The organism is Streptomyces sp. NPDC047117 (genome assembly GCF_040643545.1).
Classification (GTDB): Bacteria; Actinomycetota; Actinomycetes; order Streptomycetales; family Streptomycetaceae; genus Streptomyces.
In genome coordinates this window covers 232,854-252,593 of the sequence record NZ_JBEYUN010000008.1, presented here as the reverse complement: position 1 = coordinate 252,593, position 19,740 = coordinate 232,854, and the positions used below count along the sequence as shown (strand labels likewise).

General features: G+C 72.5%; 14 protein-coding genes. 8 read left to right on the top strand and 6 right to left on the bottom strand.

Annotation, left to right across the window (positions count from 1 at the left end):
* Window positions 1-110 precede the first annotated feature (110 nt).
* Window positions 111-1,124: a prolipoprotein diacylglyceryl transferase gene (lgt, locus tag ABZ840_RS17865; protein ID WP_361560536.1), complete on the top strand. Its 1,014-nt coding sequence runs from the start codon at window positions 111-113 to the stop codon at window positions 1,122-1,124.
* 63 nt (window positions 1,125-1,187) lie between these two features.
* Here the strand turns inward: lgt and ABZ840_RS17860 are convergent, their stop codons facing one another.
* From ABZ840_RS17860 to ABZ840_RS17845, 4 genes are read right to left on the bottom strand one after another with little or no spacing between them, the layout of a single operon-like run.
* Window positions 1,188-2,615: an ADP-ribosylglycohydrolase family protein gene (locus ABZ840_RS17860; protein ID WP_361560533.1), complete on the bottom strand. Its 1,428-nt coding sequence runs from the start codon at window positions 2,613-2,615 to the stop codon at window positions 1,188-1,190.
* The gene (locus ABZ840_RS17855) at window positions 2,612-3,784 is read right to left on the bottom strand and encodes an ADP-ribosylglycohydrolase family protein (protein ID WP_361560530.1); all 1,173 of its coding nucleotides are present in this window, start codon (window positions 3,782-3,784) and stop codon (window positions 2,612-2,614) included. The genes ABZ840_RS17860 and ABZ840_RS17855 overlap by 4 nt, the downstream gene beginning before the upstream one ends.
* Window positions 3,781-5,010, bottom strand: a complete 1,230-nt coding sequence (locus ABZ840_RS17850; RefSeq protein ID WP_361560527.1) for an ADP-ribosylglycohydrolase family protein — start codon at window positions 5,008-5,010, stop codon at window positions 3,781-3,783. Before ABZ840_RS17850 ends, ABZ840_RS17855 begins: the two co-directional genes overlap by 4 nt.
* Window positions 5,007-6,047 carry an ADP-ribosylglycohydrolase family protein gene (locus ABZ840_RS17845; protein ID WP_361560524.1) on the bottom strand — a complete coding sequence of 347 codons (1,041 nt, stop codon included), beginning with the start codon at window positions 6,045-6,047 and terminating at the stop codon, window positions 5,007-5,009. The genes ABZ840_RS17850 and ABZ840_RS17845 overlap by 4 nt, the downstream gene beginning before the upstream one ends.
* Window positions 6,048-6,355: 308 nt before the next feature.
* On the opposite strand from ABZ840_RS17845, the gene ABZ840_RS17840 reads away from it, so the two are divergent.
* The 4 genes from ABZ840_RS17840 to ABZ840_RS17825 all read left to right on the top strand — a co-directional run bounded on the left by ABZ840_RS17840 (window position 6,356) and on the right by ABZ840_RS17825 (window position 14,242).
* A complete protein-coding gene (locus ABZ840_RS17840; protein ID WP_361560521.1) occupies window positions 6,356-7,096 on the top strand; it encodes a VIT1/CCC1 transporter family protein in 741 nt (246 codons plus the stop codon).
* A gap of 292 nt (window positions 7,097-7,388) precedes the next feature.
* Window positions 7,389-11,999 carry a glutamate synthase large subunit gene (gene gltB, locus ABZ840_RS17835; protein WP_361560518.1) on the top strand — a complete coding sequence of 1,537 codons (4,611 nt, stop codon included), beginning with the start codon at window positions 7,389-7,391 and terminating at the stop codon, window positions 11,997-11,999.
* A complete protein-coding gene (locus ABZ840_RS17830) occupies window positions 11,992-13,452 on the top strand; it encodes a glutamate synthase subunit beta (protein ID WP_361560515.1) in 1,461 nt (486 codons plus the stop codon). Before gltB ends, ABZ840_RS17830 begins: the two co-directional genes overlap by 8 nt.
* A 202-nt stretch (window positions 13,453-13,654) precedes the next feature.
* Window positions 13,655-14,242 (top strand): Uma2 family endonuclease, encoded by a 588-nt coding sequence (locus ABZ840_RS17825; RefSeq protein ID WP_361560512.1) that lies wholly within the window; start codon window positions 13,655-13,657, stop codon window positions 14,240-14,242.
* Between the two features lie 7 nt (window positions 14,243-14,249).
* Here ABZ840_RS17825 and ABZ840_RS17820 read toward each other — a convergent pair whose 3' ends face one another.
* Window positions 14,250-14,723, bottom strand: a complete 474-nt coding sequence (locus ABZ840_RS17820; protein ID WP_361560509.1) for a PPOX class F420-dependent oxidoreductase — start codon at window positions 14,721-14,723, stop codon at window positions 14,250-14,252.
* 228 nt (window positions 14,724-14,951) lie between these two features.
* Here ABZ840_RS17820 and ABZ840_RS17815 point away from each other — a divergent pair, with 228 nt between their 5' ends.
* Entirely contained in the window at window positions 14,952-16,838 is a 1,887-nt protein-coding gene (locus tag ABZ840_RS17815) for a propionyl-CoA synthetase (RefSeq protein WP_361560506.1), read from the top strand.
* Window positions 16,839-16,928: 90 nt separating this feature from the next.
* Window positions 16,929-17,672, top strand: a complete 744-nt coding sequence (locus tag ABZ840_RS17810) for an MBL fold metallo-hydrolase (RefSeq protein ID WP_361560503.1) — start codon at window positions 16,929-16,931, stop codon at window positions 17,670-17,672.
* 9 nt (window positions 17,673-17,681) lie between these two features.
* On the opposite strand, the gene ABZ840_RS17805 is transcribed toward ABZ840_RS17810, so the two are convergent.
* On the bottom strand, window positions 17,682-18,551 hold the full coding sequence (locus ABZ840_RS17805) for a hypothetical protein (protein WP_361560905.1): 870 nt from the start codon (window positions 18,549-18,551) through the stop codon (window positions 17,682-17,684).
* Window positions 18,552-18,860: 309 nt separating this feature from the next.
* Between ABZ840_RS17805 and ABZ840_RS17800 the strand changes: the two genes are divergently transcribed.
* Complete coding sequence (locus ABZ840_RS17800; protein ID WP_361560500.1) at window positions 18,861-19,712, top strand: serine protease; 852 nt, start codon at window positions 18,861-18,863, stop codon at window positions 19,710-19,712.
* Window positions 19,713-19,740: the final 28 nt, after the last annotated feature.

Below are 19,740 nucleotides of genomic sequence, written 5' to 3'. Positions count from 1 at the left end.
GGAAGCGAGGCAAGGAATGAGGCGGACAAGTGCCGTCCGGGGGTCGTTACTGAGCCGTTGCCGGGTGGGTTGCCGCCCGGCCCGCCCGGCGCGGTAGCGTCGGGGCTGCCATGGACCTCGCATTCATTCCCAGCCCGTCGACCGGAGTCGTGCATCTCGGCCCGATCCCGCTGCGCGGCTACGCATTCTGCATCATCATCGGCGTCTTCATCGCCGTCTGGCTCGGCAACAAGCGCTGGGTGCAGCGCGGTGGCCAGAGCGGGACGGTCGCCGACATCGCCGTGTGGGCGGTGCCGTTCGGCCTGGTCGGAGGGCGGCTCTACCACGTCATCACGACGTACGAGCCGTACTTCGGCGCGGGCGGCGACCCGATCAAGGCGTTCTACGTCTGGGAGGGCGGCCTCGGCATCTGGGGCGCGATCGCCCTCGGCGCGGTGGGTGCCTGGATCGGCTGCCGCCGCCGGGGCATCCCGCTCCCGGCGTACGCGGACGCGGTGGCCCCGGGCATCGCGCTGGCGCAGGCGATGGGCCGCTGGGGCAACTGGTTCAACCAGGAGCTGTACGGCCGGCCGACGGACGTGCCGTGGGCGCTGAAGATCACCTCCGACCCGTCGATCGGCCGTGTGGGCGGCACGTACCACCCGACGTTCCTGTACGAGTCCCTGTGGTGCATCGGCGTCGCGATCCTGGTCATCTGGGCGGACCGGCGCTTCAAGCTGGGGCACGGCCGGGCGTTCGCGCTGTACGTCGCCTCGTACTGCGCGGGCCGCGCCTGGATCGAGTACATGCGGGTCGACGAGGCCCACCACATCCTGGGCCTGCGGCTGAACGTCTGGACGGCGCTGATCGTGCTGGTCCTCGCGGTGGTCTACATGGTGCTGTCGGCGAAGCGGTCCCCCGGCCGGGAGGCGGTCGTCGAGCCGGCTGCGGTCGAGCAGGAGACCGCCGACGCGGACGACGCCGATACGGAGGGCGCCGACGCGGCGGATTCCGACGCGGCGGACGACGCCCCGGAGAAGGCCGCCCCGAAGGCCGTGGGCTCGGAGGACTCGGAGGACTCCGGGGACCCGGCGGCGGCCGGCACGGCGGACAAGCCCGCCGGGGCCGGGGAGAAGAAGCCCTAGCCGCAGCACGCGGTGCGGCGCAGCGGGCCGTGGTCCCTTCGGGGGCCGCGGCCCGCTGCCGTGTCAGCCGAGGGCCGCGTCCGCCGGTTCCGGAGCCGCGGCGGTTCCGGTGACCGCCAGGGCGGCCGTCTCCCGGGCCAGCGCGTCGAAGCCGATGCCGTCCAGGCCGCCGACGGAGGTGGTCAGCCGGTTGGCGAGCGGTGCCGTCCAGTGGGCGGGCAGGGCGTCCGGCGCACCGGCCAGCAGACCGGTGAGGGAACCGGCCGTGGCGCCGTTGGAGTCCGTGTCCCAGCCGCCGGAGACGACGCGGCAGACGGACCCGGTGAAGTCGCCGTCGGCGTGGGTGAGCGCCGCGGCCAGCAGGGCGGCGTTGGGCAGTACGTGCACCCAGTGGTGCCAGCCGTAGGCCGCGTGCAGCCGGTCCACGACGGATTCGAAGCCGCCGGGCGTGGCATCGGGCGCCTCCCGGGCCGCCGCGATCCCGAAGCGCACGGCCCGCGCGAGCCGGGAGCGGGGCGGCACGACGGCCAGGCCGGCCGTCAGGCACTGGTGCACGTCGGCGGTGCCGCCCGCTGCTGTGGCCAGCGCGGCGGCGGCGAACATCGCCCCGTACACGCCGTTGGCGGTGTGGGTCAGCACCGCGTCGCGCCAGGCAGCAGCCGCGGCCCCGGCCGGGTCGCCCGGGTGCGTCCAGCCGTGGACGTCGGCGCGGATGAGGGCGCCGATCCACTCGCGGAAGGGGTTGCGGAAGCGGGCGGTCTCCGGCGGTTCGAGGCCGTCGAGGAGGTTGCGGTACGCGACGCGCTCGGCGGTGAACGTACGGCCCGCCGGCAGCTCCTCCAGCCAGAGCCGGGCGAGGTCGGCGGTGGTGAAGCCGGGGCCGTGGCGGCGGAGCAGGAGCAGCGCGAGCAGGGGGTGGTTCAGGTCGTCGTCCTCGGGCATGCCGTCGATGTTCTCGGCGAGCGAGGTGGCGCGGCTGCGGCGGTTCCAGGGGTACTGGGCCGCGGTCGCGGGGTCCAGCCCGGCCTCGGTGAACCAGGTGTGCAGCGGCCAGTTCGCGGTCGAGCGGGCGAGGGCGCGGATGCCGGCCAGCGGCAGCTTCTCCACCGGTTTGCCGAGGAGGCAGCCGGCGGCGCGGCCCAGCCAGGCGGCCTCCAGGCGGGGGAGGAGGCCGGCGGCGACGGGGCCGGGCGGGGGACCGGGGGCCGCGGCCCGGATCGCCGCCAGGTCGGTGGGTTCGTCGGCGGCCGTGGGGCAGGGCAGGGTGGCCAGGTCGTCCAGGAGGGCGGTGGCCAGGGCGCGGAGCCGGGGGGACGCCGGCGCGGGGGAGGCCCCGGCCCGGTCGGGCGCGGGGGTGCCGCCGGCGGTGAGCCAGCGGCGGCGGATCACGGTGGCGTCCCGGCCGTCCTCGGCGGCCTGGCGCAGTTCGTGCCCGATCAGGTCCTCGGGCTGGACCCAGGTGACCCGCAGCGGGGCCGGGGGATACGTCATCGGCTCTCCGTGAGGGCGGCGAACGCGGCCTCGTGGGCGCGGCGGCGGGACAGGTCGCGGTGGTGGATCTCGTGGGCGACGGCGGTCAGCGCGGCGGCCGGGCCCCGGAGGTCCAGGCGACTGGCCTCGGTGACGGCCGCGGTCCACTCCGCGGGCACGGGCCGGCCGAGCGCGCCGACCAGGGCGCCGCACATGGTGGCGATGGAGTCGCAGTCCCGGCCGTAGTTGACGGCGCCGAGGACCGTCTCGCGGTAGTCGCCGCCGCCGACGAGCAACAGGCCGAGCGCGACGGGCAGTTCCTCGACGGCGTGCAGCCGGGAAGGCCGCCGGGCGCCCAGCGAGGGCCGGCGGTACTCGGGCCCGACGGTGTCGAACGGCGAGACCGCGCCCCGCAACGACGTCAGCGCGGGCTCGAACTCGTCGTACTTCACCGCCACTTCGCAGACCGCTTCGATCGCCGTGCGGGTGCCGTCCTTCGCGAGGGCGAGCGCCGCGTCGACCACGGAGGCGGGGGTGGCGCCGGGGACGCAGGCCGCGGCCACCGCGGCGGCGAGGACACCGGCCGCCTCCCGCCCGTACGAGGACTGGTGCGCGCCCGCGACGTCCAGCGCCTCGGCGTAAGCGCTCCGCGGATCACCGGCGTTGACCAGGCCCACCGGGGCCATGTACATCGCGGCACCGCAGTTGACGATGTTGCCGACGCCGGCCTCGCGGGGGTCGGCGTGCCCGTAGTGCAGCCGGGTGACGAGCCACTTCTCGGCGAGGAACACCCGCTGCAGGGGGAGCGCTTCGGCCTCCAGCTCGGGGATCCACCGGGGCTCGGTGATCAGTTCGGGGACCAGGTGGTCGGCCACCGCGTACGCGTCGAGGTGGTCGCGGACCTTCTCGTACACCCTGATCAGCGCGTGCGTCATGAGGGTGTCGTCGGTGACGTGGCCGTCGCCCTTGTGGTAGGGCGCGAGGGGGCGGGCGGTGCGCCAGTCCTCGTGCCAGGGGCCGACGATGCCGCGGACCGGTCCGCCGTGCCGCTCCCGGATCTGCTCCGGGCTCCGGCCCTCGACCGGGCCGCCGAGCGCGTCGCCGACGGCGGCCCCGGCCAGCGCGCCGGCCGTGCGGTCGGCGAGGCTCGGGCACGCCGTGGTGGTGGGTGGTGCCGCGGTGTCGGTCATGGCCGGTCGGGTCCTTTCGCCGGGGGCGTCTGCGGAGTGGTCAGTTCGGTGCCGGCGAGCAGCTCGGCCAGCTCGACCAGGTCGGTGCCGGCCAGCCGGGGCAGCGCGCAGCCGGAGAGCGTGCGGCAGGTGTCGCGCCAGGCGGCGGGCAGCGCGGCGGCGCCGCCGAGCGCGCCGGTCAGGGCGCCGGTGAGGGCGGGGGCGGAGTCGGCGACGCGGGAGAGGCAGGCGGCGGCGGGCACCGCCTCGGCGGTCCGGCCACCGCCGGCGAGGGCCAGCGCGAGGGCGACCGGCACGGTCTCGGCGGCGGCGATGCCGTAGCTGTAGACGTGGTCGACGATCTCGTGCTCCAGGGTGGGGACGAGGGCGAACGCGGCGCCGGGGCGGCCGTCGGCGGTGGCCTCGGCCAGGTGCACGGCGTGCAGGGCGTTGCGGCGGATCTCGGTGCCCTCGGGGAGCTGGGCGAGGGCGGCCTCGACGCACGCCGCGACGCCGGTGCCGCCGAGCGCGGCGGCGACCGCCGCGGCCATCGCGCGGGCGCCGTGCACGCCGTCGCCGTCCTGGGTGTACCGGGCGTCGAACTCGGCGAGCCCGGCCGCCGACGCGGGGTCGCCGGGGTGGACGACGGCGAGTACGGCGGCGCGTACGCAGGCCGCGTCGTCGAAGAAGTGCGGGTTGTCGTGGCCGGTGGCGGGCGGCCGCAGCCCGGCGGCGAGGTTGCCGAGCCCGGCGCGTACGGAGATCCGGGCGCGCAGCGGCAGCACCGCCGACTCGACCTCCGGCGCGCGGTCGGCGGCGGCCGCGACCTCGCAGGCCAGGGCGTTCCAGGCGAGGTCGAGGGCGGCCCGCATCCGGCGGTCCCGGCCCAGGTCGGAGAGGAAGGCGCCGGCCGCCGTGAGCACGGAGCCGGCGGTGAAGGCGGCCCATTCGGCGTCGTCGGAGGGGCCGAGGCGGAGCGGCTCGGGGGGCTGGTTGAGGGCGATGGGGACGGGGAGCGTGGTGGTGGCGTTCTGTTCGGCGAAGGTGTCCAGTTCGCGGGTGAGCCGGCGGGTCCACTCGGGCATCCGGGCGGCGCGGTGGCGGCTCGCGGGCCAGCCGGCGGCGTCTCCGGCGGCGAGGCCGAGGAGGAGGCCCTCGATACGGGTGGCGCCGGCGGGGGCGTCCTGGTGCGGGGCCTCGGCGGCGGGGGGAGGGACGGCGGCAGCGGTGTCCGCCGTGGTGCTCATGCGGTGTCCGGGGTGAGCAGGTCGGCGATGTCCAGGACGTGGTAGCCGGCCATGGAGGGCAGACAGCTGCCGCGTACCGGGCCGATCACCCGGGCCCAGTCGGCGGGGACGGCGGCCGTGCCGCCGAGCGCGCCGGCCAGGGCGCCGGCGACGGCCGCCGTGGTGTCGGCGTCCCGGCCCATGTTGACGGCGGTCAGCACCGCGCCGCGGAAGTCGCCGGCCGCCGCGGCGAACGCGCCGAAGGCCAGGCCGACGGCCTCGGGCGCCAGGTCGGTCCAGGGGTAGCCGCCGATGACGACGGCGGAGCGGACGGCGCGTTCGGTGCCGAGCCGGGTGATGCCGGGGGCCAGGCGGGAGCGCTGGGCGGCGGCCACGGCGCGGCGCAGCGAGCGCGCTGTCCAGGAGTCCTCGGGGACGACGGAGAGCGCGGCGGCGATCACCGCGTCGGTGGTCCGGGCGACCATTGCGGCCGCGACCCCGGCGGCGACGGCCTGGCCGCCGTAGATGCCCTCGCCGTCGTGGCTGACGGTGCCGTCCACCGCCACCAGGCGGGCGGCCTCGGCCGGCCGGCCCGCCGCGTGTACGCCGAAGGGTGCGGCCCGCATCGCCAGTCCGTCGCTCCAGGCATGCCGGTGCTGGGCCGAGATCGGTGCGGCGAGGCCCCTGCGGAGGTTCTCCAGGGTGCCGCGCTCGCTGAATCCGGCGCCGCGGAAGGGGCCTTCGTCCAGGTCGGCGATCCACTGGTGCCAGGCGGCCTCGACGTGCGCGACGGTGAGCGCCGCGCCGTGCTCGGCCAGCAGCAGCCCGGAGAAGATGGCGTATTCGGTGTCGTCGGTGCCTGCGGGGTCGTCGGCGACGAAGCCTTCGATGCGGCCCCACCTGCGGCGGATCTGCGAGGGCTTCATGTTCTCGGCGGGGGCGCCGAGCGCGTCGCCGACGGCGAGGCCCAGGAGGGAGCCGCGGGCCCGGTCGCGCGGATCGGCGGTGCGGTCACCCGGGGTGAGGGGGACGGGTGAGGGGGCGTGCGGTGTGCTCATGTGCGTGCCCTTCCGCCGACCGGTCCCGGATGCGTACGCGTGGGAGGGATCGTAGGGCCGGTTTGCCGCGAATGGGGGGACATCAGGCCGGATCGGAACGATGTCGCGATGACCGGAAACAGGCCGCCGGAGAGTAGCCGCTGTGAGCCGGATCACGTGGTGATCGTTCCGGTAAACCCGCAGGTCAGAGCGGTAAGTACGGCCTTCCTTGCTAGCGCGGAGGGGTGTGGGCCGCATAACTTCGAAAGTGTTCCAGGGGGAAGTGCCGCTCATCGGCCCACACCTCGTGAGGGAGGGAGAGGTCCCTTATGTCCGTCACAGATGTCATGGACGCGTCGGCTCCTACGCACATTGCCCACCGTGACAACCACACTCACCGTGACGTGAACGGCGGCTGGCTCCGCCCGGCGGTGTTCGGCGCGATGGACGGCCTGGTGTCGAACCTCGCCCTGATGACGGGCGTGGCGGGCGGCTCGGTGTCGCAGCAGACCCTCGTCATCACGGGGCTGGCCGGCCTGGCCGCAGGCGCCTTCTCGATGGCCGCCGGTGAGTACACCTCGGTGGCCTCGCAGCGTGAGCTGGTCCAGGCGGAGCTGGACGTGGAGCGCCGTGAGCTGCGCAAGCACCCCAAGGACGAGCAGGCGGAGCTGGCCGCTCTGTACGAGTCGCGCGGGGTGGAGCCGGCCCTCGCCCGCGAGGTCGCGGCGCAGCTCTCCAAGGACCCGGAGCAGGCCCTGGAGATTCACGCGCGCGAGGAGTTGGGCGTGGATCCGTCGGACCTGCCCTCCCCGCTCGTCGCCGCCGTTTCCTCGTTCGGCTCCTTCGCACTGGGTGCGCTGCTGCCGGTGTTGCCGTACCTTCTGGGTGCCTCCGCGCTGTGGCCCGCGGTGATCCTGGCGCTGCTCGGACTCTTCGGCTGTGGCGCGGTGGTGGCTCGGGTGACGGCGCGTTCGTGGTGGTACAGCGGGTTGCGCCAGTTGGCCCTCGGTGGTGCCGCCGCAGGTGTGACGTACGTCCTGGGCGCACTGTTCGGAACCGCCGTAGGGTGACTTCCTATGCGTGCAGGCGCATAATTAACGTGTTACCTCGCGGTTTCAGAAAATGACCAGCGGGCATAAGGCACTGACGCCGGAGGCAACGTGGCTTGCCGGCGACCCGCGCTGTCGGACGATGCTCTGTCCCACTGCGTTCTCGATCCACCGCCCTGAGCGGTGTCCGCATGCTGGAAGCCTCTATCCGATTCCCGAGATCGAGGTCATCCTGTAACCTGCACGCAAAATTCGCGGAGGGCCAACGTCGTCCCTCGGCACTGCACATGCCACGACGACGTTGGGAGAGCCGATGCGTTCCGCGTCCACGCACTCCGCGACCACCGGCAGCGCCACCAGCGCCGCCTGGTCGCCCATGGACGGGCGCCCCGCCCAGCAGGGGATGTACGACCCGCGCAACGAGCACGACGCCTGTGGCGTCGGCTTTGTCGCGACCCTCACCGGTGAGGCGAGCCACGCGCTGGTCGAGCAGGCCCTGACTGTTCTGCGGAACCTCGAACACCGCGGCGCCACCGGCTCCGAGCCCGACTCCGGCGACGGTGCGGGCATCCTCCTGCAGATCCCCGACGCCTTCCTCCGCGAGAACGTCACCTTCGAACTCCCCGAGGCCGGCGCCTACGCGGCGGGCATCGCCTTCCTCCCCTCGGACGCCGAGGAGGCCCAGGCCGCCGTCTCGAAGATCGAGACGATCGCGTCCGAGGAGGGGCTGAACGTCCTCGGCTGGCGTGTCGTGCCGGTCGCCCCGCAGCTGCTCGGCAACGGCGCCCGCGCCACCATGCCCGCCTTCTCCCAGATCTTCGTCTCGGACGGCGAGAACACCGGGCTGGCGCTGGACCGCAAGGCCTTCGTGCTGCGCAAGCGCGCCGAGCGCGAGGCCGGCGTGTACTTCCCCTCGCTCTCCGCCCGGACGATCGTCTACAAGGGCATGCTGACCACCGGTCAGCTGGAGCCGTTCTTCCCGGACCTCTCGGACCGCCGCTTCGCCACCGCCATCGCGCTGGTCCACTCGCGGTTCTCCACCAACACCTTCCCGAGCTGGCCGCTGGCCCACCCGTACCGCTTCGTCGCGCACAACGGCGAGATCAACACGGTCAAGGGCAACCGCAACTGGATGCGCGCCCGCGAGTCCCAGCTCTCCAGCAAGCTCTTCGGCGACGCCACCGAGACGCTGGACCGCCTGTTCCCCGTCTGTACGCCGGACGCCTCGGACTCCGCGTCCTTCGACGAGGTCCTGGAGCTGCTCCACCTCGGCGGCCGCTCGCTGCCGCACTCCGTGCTGATGATGGTCCCGGAGGCCTGGGAGAACAGCCCCTCCATGGACCCGGCCCGGCGCGCCTTCTACCAGTACCACTCCACGATGATGGAGCCCTGGGACGGCCCGGCCTGCGTCACCTTCACCGACGGCACCCAGGTCGGCGCGGTCCTGGACCGCAACGGCCTGCGCCCCGGCCGCTACTGGGTCACCGACGACGGCCTCGTCGTGCTCTCCTCCGAGGTCGGCGTCCTGGACATCGACCCCGCCAAGGTCGTCCGCAAGGGCCGCCTGCAGCCCGGCCGGATGTTCCTCGTGGACACCGCCGAGCACCGCATCGTCGAGGACGACGAGATCAAGGGCGCCCTCGCCGCCGAACACCCCTACGCGGAGTGGCTGGAGGCCGGCGAGATCGAGCTGGAGGACCTCCCCGAGCGCGAGCACATCGTGCACACCCACGCCTCGGTCACCCGCCGCCAGCAGACCTTCGGCTACACCGAGGAAGAGCTGCGCGTCCTCCTCGCGCCGATGGCCAAGGCCGGTGCCGAGCCCATCGGTTCGATGGGTACGGACTCGCCGATCGCCGCGCTCTCCGAGCGCCCCCGGCTGCTGTTCGACTACTTCACCCAGCTGTTCGCGCAGGTCACCAACCCGCCGCTGGACGCCATCCGCGAGGAGCTCGTCACCTCGCTGATCTCCTCGCTCGGCCCCCAGGGCAACATCCTGGAGCCCACCGCGGCCTCCTGCCGCAGCGTCACGCTGCCCTTCCCGGTGATCGACAACGATGAGCTGGCCAAGCTCATCCACATCAACGCCGACGGCGACATGCCGGGCATGACGGCCGTGACCCTCTCCGGCCTCTACCGCGTCAACGGCGGCGGCGAGTCCCTCGCGGCCCGCATCGACGAGATCTGCGCCGAGGCCGAGGCCGCCATCGAGGACGGCGCCCGCCTGATCGTCCTCTCCGACCGGCACTCCGACGCCGAGCACGCGCCGATCCCGTCGCTGCTGCTCACCTCCGCCGTCCACCACCACCTCATCCGCACGAAGCAGCGCACCCAGGTGGGTCTGCTCGTCGAGGCCGGTGACGTCCGCGAGGTCCACCACGTCGCGCTGCTGATCGGCTACGGCGCCGCCGCGGTCAACCCGTACCTGGCCATGGAGTCCGTCGAGGACCTGGTGCGCGCCGGCACCTTCCTGCCCGGCATCGAGGCCGAGACCGCCATCAAGCACCTGATCAAGGCGCTCGGCAAGGGCGTCCTGAAGGTCATGTCCAAGATGGGCATCTCCACCGTCGCCTCCTACCGCGGCGCGCAGGTCTTCGAGGCCGTCGGCCTGGACGAGGCCTTCGTCGACAAGTACTTCCACGGCACCGCCACCAAGATCGGCGGCGCGGGCCTGGACGTCGTCGCCAAGGAGGTCGCCCAGCGGCACGCCAAGGCGTACCCGGCCTCCGGCATCGCCCCGGCGCACCGTGCGCTGGACATCGGCGGCGAGTACCAGTGGCGCCGCGAGGGCGAGCCGCACCTGTTCGACCCGGAGACCGTCTTCCGCCTGCAGCACTCCGCGCGCTCGGGCAAGTACGACATCTTCAAGAAGTACACCGAGCGGGTGAACGAGCAGTCCGAGCGCCTGATGACGCTGCGCGGCCTGTTCGGCTTCAAGTCCGACCGGCCCTCGATCCCGATCGAGGAGGTCGAGCCGGTCAGCGAGATCGTCAAGCGGTTCTCCACCGGCGCCATGTCGTACGGCTCCATCTCCCAGGAGGCGCACGAGACCCTCGCCATCGCCATGAACCAGCTGGGCGGCAAGTCCAACACCGGTGAGGGCGGCGAGGACCCGGAGCGCCTGTACGACCCGGCGCGCCGCTCGTCCATCAAGCAGGTCGCCTCCGGCCGCTTCGGTGTCACGTCCGAGTACCTGGTCAACTCCGACGACATCCAGATCAAGATGGCCCAGGGCGCCAAGCCCGGCGAGGGCGGCCAGCTGCCCGGCCACAAGGTCTACCCGTGGGTTGCCAAGACGCGTCACTCGACGCCGGGCGTGGGCCTGATCTCCCCGCCGCCGCACCACGACATCTACTCCATCGAGGACCTGGCTCAGCTGATCCACGACCTCAAGAACGCCAACCCGCAGGCCCGCATCCACGTGAAGCTGGTCTCCGAGGTCGGCGTCGGCACGGTCGCCGCGGGCGTCTCCAAGGCGCACGCGGACGTCGTCCTCATCTCCGGCCACGACGGCGGTACGGGCGCCTCGCCGCTCACCTCGCTGAAGCACGCCGGCGGCCCCTGGGAGCTCGGCCTCGCCGAGACCCAGCAGACGCTGCTCCTCAACGGCCTGCGCGACCGCATCGTCGTGCAGACCGACGGCCAGCTGAAGACCGGCCGCGACGTGGTCATCGCCGCCCTGCTGGGCGCCGAGGAGTACGGCTTCGCGACCGCCCCGCTGGTGGTCTCCGGCTGCGTCATGATGCGCGTCTGCCACCTGGACACCTGCCCGGTCGGCATCGCCACCCAGAACCCGACGCTGCGCGAGCGGTTCACCGGCAAGGCCGAGTACGTCGTCAACTTCTTCCAGTTCATCGCCGAGGAGGTCCGTGAGCTCCTCGCCGAGCTGGGCTTCCGCAGCCTGGAGGAGGCCGTCGGCCACGCCGAGCTGCTGGACACCACCCGCGCGGTGAACCACTGGAAGGCGCAGGGCCTGGACCTGGCCCCGCTGCTGCACGTGCCCGAGCTGCCCGAGGGCTCCGTCCGCCACCAGATCGCCATCCAGGACCACGGCCTGGAGAAGGCGCTGGACAACCAGCTCATCAAGCTGGCCGCCGACGCCCTGAACGCGGACACCGCGGAGCAGGCCGAGCCCGTCCGGGCACAGGTCGCCATCCGCAACATCAACCGCACGGTCGGCACCATGCTCGGCCACGAGGTGACGAAGAAGTTCGGCGGCGCGGGTCTGCCCGACGACACCATCGACATCACCTTCACCGGTTCGGCCGGCCAGTCCTTCGGCGCGTTCCTGCCGAAGGGGGTCACCCTCCGCCTGGAGGGCGACGCCAACGACTACGTCGGCAAGGGCCTGTCCGGCGGCCGCGTCGTCGTCCGCCCGGACCGCGGCGCCGACCACCTGGCCGAGTACTCCACCATCGCGGGCAACACCCTCGCCTACGGTGCCACCGGCGGCGAGCTGTACCTGCGCGGCAAGGTCGGCGAGCGGTTCTGCGTCCGCAACTCCGGCGCCACGGTGGTCTCCGAGGGCGTGGGCGACCACGGCTGCGAGTACATGACCGGCGGCAACGCGGTCGTCCTGGGCGAGACGGGCCGCAACTTCGCGGCCGGTATGTCCGGCGGCTTCGCGTACGTCATCGACCTGGACCCGGCCAACGTCAACAAGGAGATGACCGGCGCGGTCAACCCCTTGAACGACACCGACAAGCAGTGGCTGCACGACGTGGTGCGCCGCCACCAGGAGGAGACCGGCTCCACCGTCGCCGGGAAGCTCCTCGCCGACTGGGATGGCGCGGCCGCGCGCTTCAGCAAGGTCATCCCGCCCACGTACCAGGCAGTGCTCGCCGCCAAGGAAGCCGCCGAGCAGGCCGGACTCTCCGAGTCCGAGACCCACGAGAAGATGATGGAGGCGGCGACCAATGGCTGACCCCAAGGGCTTCCTGAACCACGACCGCGAGGTCGCCAAGACCCGTCCCGTCGAGGAGCGCGTCAAGGACTGGAACGAGGTCTACCAGCCCGGCTCCCTGCTGCCGATCATCAGCAAGCAGGCCTCGCGCTGCATGGACTGCGGCATCCCGTTCTGCCACAACGGCTGCCCGCTGGGGAACCTCATCCCCGAGTGGAACGACTACGCGTACCGCGAGGACTGGGAGGCCGCGAGCGAGCGGCTGCACGCGACCAACAACTTCCCGGAGTTCACCGGTCGCCTCTGCCCCGCGCCGTGCGAGGCCGCCTGCGTGCTCGGCATCAACCAGCCGCCGGTGACCATCAAGAACGTCGAGGTCTCCATCATCGACAAGGCGTGGGACAACGGGGACGTCACCCCGCAGCCGCCCGAGCGCCTGTCCGGCAAGACCGTCGCCGTCATCGGCTCGGGCCCGGCGGGTCTCGCCGCCGCCCAGCAGCTGACCCGCGCCGGCCACACCGTCGCCGTCTACGAGCGCGCGGACCGTATCGGTGGTCTCCTCCGCTACGGCATCCCCGAGTTCAAGATGGAGAAGCGCCACATCAACCGCCGCATCGAGCAGATGCGCGCGGAGGGCACCAAGTTCCGCACCGAGGTGGAGATCGGCCGCGACATCGACGCAGCCAAGCTGCGCCGCCGGTACGACGCCGTCGTGATCGCGGCGGGCTCGACCACCTCCCGCGACCTGCCGGCGCCCGGCCGTGAGCTGAACGGCATCCACTTCGCGATGGAGTACCTCCCCCTCGCGAACAAGGTGCAGGAGGGCGACCTGACCGTCGCCCCGATCTCCGCCGAGGGCAAGCACGTCGTCGTCATCGGCGGCGGCGACACCGGCGCCGACTGCGTCGGCACGGCCCACCGGCAGGGCGCGCTGTCCGTGACCCAGCTGGAGATCATGCCCAAGCCGGGCGAGGAGCGGAACGAGGGCCAGCCCTGGCCGACCTTCCCGATGCTCTACAAGGTCACCTCCGCGCACGAGGAGGGCGGCGAGCGGATCTACTCCGTGAACACCACCCACTTCGAGGGCGACGAGGACGGCAACGTCCAGGCGCTGCACCTGATCGAGGTGGAGTTCAAGGACGGCAAGCTGGAGCAGAAGCCCGGCACCGAGCGGCGGATCCCGGCCCAGCTGGTCACCCTCGCGATGGGCTTCACCGGTACCGACAAGGAGAACGGCCTGGTCGAGCAGTTCGGCCTGGAGCTGGACGAGCGCGGCAACATCGCCCGCGACGCCGCCTTCGAGACCAACGTCCCCGGCGTGTTCGTCGCCGGTGACGCGGGCCGCGGCCAGTCGCTGATCGTGTGGGCCATCGCCGAGGGCCGCTCCGCGGCCAAGGGCGTGGACCGCTTCCTGACCGGCGCGTCCTCCCTGCCCGCCCCCATCAAGCCGACGGACCGCGCACTGGCCGTATAACGCCCGTGCCGTCCTGACGGCCCAGAGATGTCCCGTACAACGACGTACGGAACAAACGCGGCGCCTGCCCCTTCCCCGACCGGTGAGGGCAGGCGCCGCACTGTGCTTTCGGGCGCGTTTCACTCGATCGTGGAGGCGATTGCCTATCGTGGTACCGGAGGCTGCTGCTCTCCATACGCTGTGCCTGAAAAGGAGGCGCGCGATGCCCCTGACGCATCATGAGACGGCCGAGGACATGTCGCCGATCGAGAACCCGCACGATCTGCTGCGCTTTCTGGAAGATCTCCCTGAGCTCGATCAGCTGAAGATCGAGCTCATTGACGGAAAGATCGTTATGCAGGCGTCGGCAGCCCCATTCCACAATCAGATCGTCATGAAGCTCGGTATGCAGTTCGAGTCGCACGGCTGGACAGCGTTGCCGGATCAGGCCCTGATTTCCCCCATTTCCTCGTTTGAGCCGAAGGCGGACCTCACGGTCACCACGCCTGAGGCGATGGCCGACAACGCCAACCCGTTCCCCGCCGACCGTGTCGCCCTCGTAGTGGAGATCGTTTCCAGCGACAAGGACGTCGACTACATCAAGAAGCGGTTCTGGTACGGCATGAGCGAAATCTCGCTCTACCTCGTGATCGACCCGAACATCGGCACGTGCTCACTGCACTCGCAGCCGCACACCAACGGCTATCGGACCGTCACCACATTGGAGTTCGGCGAGCCGGTGGAGCTGCCGGCCCCGTTCGGCTTCGCCGTCGACACCTCCACCTTCAAGCTGTACCCGCCGAAACCCTGAGACTGCCTCAGCCCTCGTCCTCGGCCAGGCGGGCCGGGAAGCCGCCCGTGGCGATGGGGCCCCAGCGGCGGGGGGTGATGCGGATGATCGACTTGCCCTGCTTCAGCATGGCCGCGCGGTACTCGTCCCAGTCCGGGTGCTCGCCGGAGATGTTGCGGAAGTACTCCACCAGCGGCTCCACCGAGTCCGGCGCGTCGATGACCTCGGCCTCGCCGTCGACCTGCACCCACGGGCCGTTCCAGTCGTCGGAGAGGACGATGACGCTGACGGACGGCGCGCGGCGGGCGTTGCGGACCTTGGCGCGCTCGGGGTACGTGGAGATCACGATCCGGCCCGAGTCGTCCACGCCGCAGGTCAGCGGCGAGCCCTGAGGGGTGCCGTCCGACCGGCGGGTCAGCAGGATGGCGCGGTGCCGGGGGCGGACGAATTCCAGCAGCTCGGCGAGTTCGACGGTGGTGTTGGTGGCGATGGAAGGGCTCATACCGGGGAGCCTAGGCGCTGGAGTGCGCTCCAGGCCCCACCGCCGCGACCGGTCCGGCCGCCGCCGCACCGGTACGACCGCACAGCCGCCCCGCCCGCCCGTGCGCCCCTCTTCCTCCGGCGCCCCGTACAGGACACAGTGGACGCCCGAAGACCGACCAGGACGCCGGCAGGGCGGTGAGCGGAGACCTGCGCGGCCGGTCGGCCGAGACGAGGAGTGAGCGCGACGATGCGTGCCTACCGTGCGGCGCACGACCAGAGCATCAGCGACCCCGAAGGCTTCTGGGGAGCCGCGGCCGAGGCGGTGACCTGGACGAGGAAACCCGGCCGCGTACTGGACGCGGACCGCCCGCCGTTCTTCCGCTGGTTCCCCGACGGCGAGCTCAACACCTGCTACAACGCCCTGGACCGGCACGTCGCCGCCGGCCACGGCGACCGCACCGCGCTGATCCACGACAGCCCCGTCACCGGCACGCAGGAGCACCTCAGCTACGCCGAACTCCTGGACGCGACGGCCCGCTTCGCCGGCGTCCTCCGCTCCCTCGGCGTCGGCAGAGGCGACCGCGTCGTCCTCTACCTGCCGATGGTCCCGCAGGCGGCCGTCGCGATGCTGGCCTGCGCCCGCCTCGGCGCCGTGCACTCCGTCGTCTTCGGCGGCTTCGCGCCGCGGGAGCTCGCCGTCCGCATCGACGACGCCCGGCCCAAGGTCGTCGTCTCCGCGTCCTGCGGCATCGAGGGCAAGCGCGTCGTCCCGTACAAGCCGATGCTCGACGAGGCGCTGCGCATCGCCGAGCACACGCCCGACCACTGCGTCGTCCTGCAACGGCCGCAGGAACGCGCGGAGATGACCGAGCGCGACCTGGACTGGGACGAGGCCATGGCGGCCGCCGCACCCGCCGACTGCGTCCCCGTCGCCGCCACCGACCCGCTCTACATCCTCTACACCTCCGGCACCACCGGCCGCCCCAAGGGAGTCGTCCGCGACAACGGCGGCCACGCCGTCGCCCTCACCTGGAGCATGGCCAACGTCTTCGACATCGGCCCCGGCGACGTCTGGTGGACGGCCTCCGACGTCGGCTGGGTCGTCGGCCACTCCTACATCGTCTACGCCCCGCTGCTGACCGGCGCCACCACCGTCCTGTACGAGGGCAAGCCCGTCGGCACCCCGGACGCGGCCGCCTTCTGGCGGGTGATCGCCGAGCACCGCGTCAAGGCACTGTTCACCGCGCCCACCGCACTGCGCGCCGTCCGCAAGGAGGACCCCGAAGCGGCGCTCCTCGCCGGCCACGACACCGGCTCGCTGCGCACGCTCTTCATGGCCGGGGAGCGGCTGGACCCGGGGACGTACCACTGGGCGAGCCGGGTGCTGGACGTGCCGGTGATCGACAACTGGTGGCAGACCGAGACCGGCTGGCCGATCGCCGCCAACCTGCGCGGACTGGACCCGATGCCGGTCAAGCCCGGCTCGCCGACCGTGCCGGTGCCCGGCTACGACCTGCGGGTCCTGGACGAGAACGGGGAGCCGTGCGGCCCCGGGCAGGACGGCTCGGTCGCGCTGCGGCTGCCGCTGCCGCCCGGCTCGCTGCCCACCCTCTGGAACGACGACGAACGGTACGTGTCCTCGTACCTGTCGCGGTTCCCCGGCCACTACGCGACCGGCGACGGCGGATACGTCGACGAGGACGGCTACGTCTTCATCATGGGCCGCACGGACGACGTGATCAACGTCGCCGGGCACCGGCTGTCCTCGGGGGCGATGGAGGCCGTCCTCGCGAGCCACCCGGCGGTCTCGGAGTGCGCCGTCATCGGCGTCGCCGACGCGCTCAAGGGCCAGGTGCCGCGGGCCCTGGTGGTCCTCAAGGCCGGCGCCACGGACGACCACGACCGGGTCGCCGCCGAACTGGTGCAGTCCGTACGCCGGGAGATCGGCGCCGTCGCCGCCCTGAAGGAGGCCGTGATCGTGCCCGCGCTGCCCAAGACCCGCTCCGGCAAGATCCTGCGCCGCAGCATGCGCGCCCTCGCCGACGGCGTGGACGAGCCGGTCCCCGCCACCGTCGAGGACCCCGCCGTCCTGGAGGCCCTCCGCCCGGTGCTCCGCCCACGGCAGCAGGACTGACCCCCGCCCGCCGCTCCCACGCGCTACGCGCTGGGTGAACGCCCGCCGCGCGCACGTCACTTCGGGGCGCAGTCTCCATAGTGTCGCCGCATGGAACCCAGACAACTCACCCCTTCCATATGGCAGTTCCCGTTCCCCGTGGGGCATGTGTACGCCGTCCGCCTGCCGGCCGGCGGCCCCGCGGGGCGGCCCGGATACGCCCTGGTGGACACCGGCGTACCGGGCTCGGCCCCGGCGATCCTCAAGGCGCTGGCCGCGCTCGGCGGTCAGCCGGCGGACGTCCGGCGGATCGTGCTCACCCACTCGCACATCGACCACATCGGCTCGGCCGCCGACCTCGCGGCGGCCACCGGCGCCACCGTGCTGGCCGGCGCGCCCGACGCCCCCGTCATCCGCGGCGAGGCACCCGAGCCGAAGCCGGTCCCCACCGCCGCAGAGCAGGTGCTGCACGAGCAGGTCATGGCGGGCCTCGCGGCCGCGGGGCTGCCGGAGCTGCGCCCCGCAGCGGTCGACGTCGAACTGCACGACGGCGACGTACTGGAGGGCTGGGGCGAGCCGGTGCACGTGTACGCCACGCACGGCCACACCCCCGGCGGTGTCGCCCTGCACCTGCCCCGGTCCGGGGTGCTCTTCCCCGGCGACATCATCGGCGAGGGGGAGGGGCGGGTGGTGCTCGGCCCGTTCAACGTCGACCGGGCGGCGGCGATCGCCTCCTTCCGGCGGCTGGCGTCGCTCACGCCACTGGAGACCGTGTGCGTACCGCACGGCGAACCGGTGCTCGGGGACGCGGCGGCGGTGCTGCGCGCCGCCACCCCGGACACCGACTGGCTGTAGTCATCCCTCCTACGTGTCGCACTCCAGCTCCGTGCGGCACAGCGTGCAGCGGGCGCGGACCGGGCCGCGCACCGGCAGCCGGACGCGCTGGTGGCAGACCGGGCACGGGAAGGTGACGCGCAGCGGCCCCGGCCCGTCGAAGACGTACCCGGCGTCCGGCGGCGGGCCGGAGGCGCGCGGTACACGCGCCGCACGCCGGTCCTTGGCGTACCGTCGCCGCTCGGACCGGCCGGCGGCGGCCAGCGGCGGCTGCCGGGTGTCCCGCAGTGCCCGCAGCCGCCCCGCGCGGTACGCGTCGTACGCCTGCGGGCTGGTGAACCACGGCGCGGGGTCCTCGCCGAAGAACAGCGCCCGCTTGGCGAGGACGTACCCGAACTCCTCGGGGGTGAGGTAGCCCAGCTTCTGCGAGGCGGTGCCGTGCTCCCGGTAGGCGTCCAGCAGCAGCCAGCCGGCGCCGAGGTAGGCGGTCGCGGTGTCGGTGAGGATCTCGTTGGCGTGCGTACCGGGGAAGGACAGGCCCAGGCGGTGCAGGTAGATGTGCATCACTTCGTGGGCGAGGGCTGCGGCGATGTCCTCGCGGTGGTCCCGGAAGCGGTCGTTGAGCTCGATGAAGTACTCGGGGCCCGCGGTCAGTTCGACGTGGGCGGCGTGCCGCATCGTCCGGAAGGAGACGATCATGCGGGCGTCCGGCAGCCGCAGATGGGCCACCATCGTGCGGGCCACCCGCTGCACGCCCAGGTGCAGGTCCTCCTGGTCGGCGAACGCCGCGTCGACGGGCGGCACCGCCATGTCGAAGGTGCGCACCGTGTCGTACGACAGGCGTTTGTAGAGCGCGGTGACGGCCGAGCGGACCGTTTCCAGGTGCGGGTAGCCGTGCACGACCTCGCTGCCGGCGCCGGCCGACCGGCCCGGGCTGCCGGGACCGCCCGGACGCCCGGTGCCTCCCACTGCCACTCCACCACTCTACGAGCAGGAGGGACCGGGCGGTATGGGGCGTACTGCCCCCGGGTACAACGGAATTGAGCGGTTGGATGCCCTTGTCACTCTTGTCTCTCGTTCCACATAATCGCAGGGCGCTTTACGGGCTCACCCCCACTGGGTCCGGACGCCTTTCCGTGCGCCGCCATTGATTCCGCAGATGTTCCTCCCGGCGGCGGACACCGGCTCCGGTGTTGGCATGGGCCCGTCATGGACAACCGTCTTGGCGCGCAACCCCCCACGAAAGGAAGCCCGTTGAACTACCTGAAGCACCTCAAGAGAGCCGCAGCCGTCGGAGCCGTAGCCCTCGCGGCCGTCAGCCTCCAGCCCGGCACCGCAGGCGCCGCCACCCCCGCCCGTGACGGCGGGAACGAGACCAAGGTCGTCGGCGGCACCCGCGCCCAGCAGGGCGAGTTCCCCTTCATGATCCGCCTGTCCATGGGCTGCGGCGGCGCCCTGTACGCCAAGGACGTCGTGCTGACCGCCGCGCACTGCGTGGACGGCAGCGGCAAGGACACCTCCATCACCGCGACCGCCGGCGTGGTCGACCTCAAGGACTCCGCCGCCGTGAAGGTGAAGTCCACCGAGGTCCTCCAGGCCCCGGGCTACAACGGCAAGGGCAAGGACTGGGCCCTGATCAAGCTCGCCAAGCCGATCGAGAACCTCCCCACCCTGAAGATCGCCGAGAACGACACCTACAACACCGGCGACTTCACCATTGCCGGCTGGGGCGCCGACAAGGAGGGCGGCTCCCAGCAGCGCTACCTCCTCAAGGCCGAGGTGCCGTTCATCGACGACGCCACCTGCGAGAAGGCCTACGGCGCCGACCTCACCCCCGGCGACGAACTGTGCGCCGGCAAGCTGGACACCGGCGGCGTGGACACCTGCCAGGGCGACTCCGGCGGCCCGATGTTCCGCAAGGACGACGCCGGTGACTGGATCCAGGTCGGCATCGTCAGCTGGGGCGAGGGCTGCGCACGTCCCGGCAAGCCCGGCGTCTACACCGAGGTGAGCGCCTTCGCCGCGGACATAAAGAAGGGCGCGGGCGAGCTCGGCGGCTGACCACGCCGCTGACCGGGGGCGGTGCCGC

Coding starts and splice junctions, on each gene's coding strand:
- ABZ840_RS17810 (WP_361560503.1), top strand. CDS start 16,929: ATGGAACCCAGACAACTCACCCCTTCCATATGGCAGTTCCCGTTCCCC.
- ABZ840_RS17845 (WP_361560524.1), bottom strand. CDS start 6,047: ATGAGCACACCGCACGCCCCCTCACCCGTCCCCCTCACCCCGGGTGAC.
- ABZ840_RS17820 (WP_361560509.1), bottom strand. CDS start 14,723: ATGAGCCCTTCCATCGCCACCAACACCACCGTCGAACTCGCCGAGCTG.
- ABZ840_RS17840 (WP_361560521.1), top strand. CDS start 6,356: ATGTCCGTCACAGATGTCATGGACGCGTCGGCTCCTACGCACATTGCC.
- ABZ840_RS17815 (WP_361560506.1), top strand. CDS start 14,952: ATGCGTGCCTACCGTGCGGCGCACGACCAGAGCATCAGCGACCCCGAA.
- ABZ840_RS17830 (WP_361560515.1), top strand. CDS start 11,992: ATGGCTGACCCCAAGGGCTTCCTGAACCACGACCGCGAGGTCGCCAAG.
- ABZ840_RS17860 (WP_361560533.1), bottom strand. CDS start 2,615: ATGACGTATCCCCCGGCCCCGCTGCGGGTCACCTGGGTCCAGCCCGAG.
- lgt (WP_361560536.1), top strand. CDS start 111: ATGGACCTCGCATTCATTCCCAGCCCGTCGACCGGAGTCGTGCATCTC.
- ABZ840_RS17825 (WP_361560512.1), top strand. CDS start 13,655: ATGCCCCTGACGCATCATGAGACGGCCGAGGACATGTCGCCGATCGAG.
- gltB (WP_361560518.1), top strand. CDS start 7,389: ATGCGTTCCGCGTCCACGCACTCCGCGACCACCGGCAGCGCCACCAGC.
- ABZ840_RS17850 (WP_361560527.1), bottom strand. CDS start 5,010: ATGAGCACCACGGCGGACACCGCTGCCGCCGTCCCTCCCCCCGCCGCC.
- ABZ840_RS17800 (WP_361560500.1), top strand. CDS start 18,861: ATGGACAACCGTCTTGGCGCGCAACCCCCCACGAAAGGAAGCCCGTTG.
- ABZ840_RS17855 (WP_361560530.1), bottom strand. CDS start 3,784: ATGACCGACACCGCGGCACCACCCACCACCACGGCGTGCCCGAGCCTC.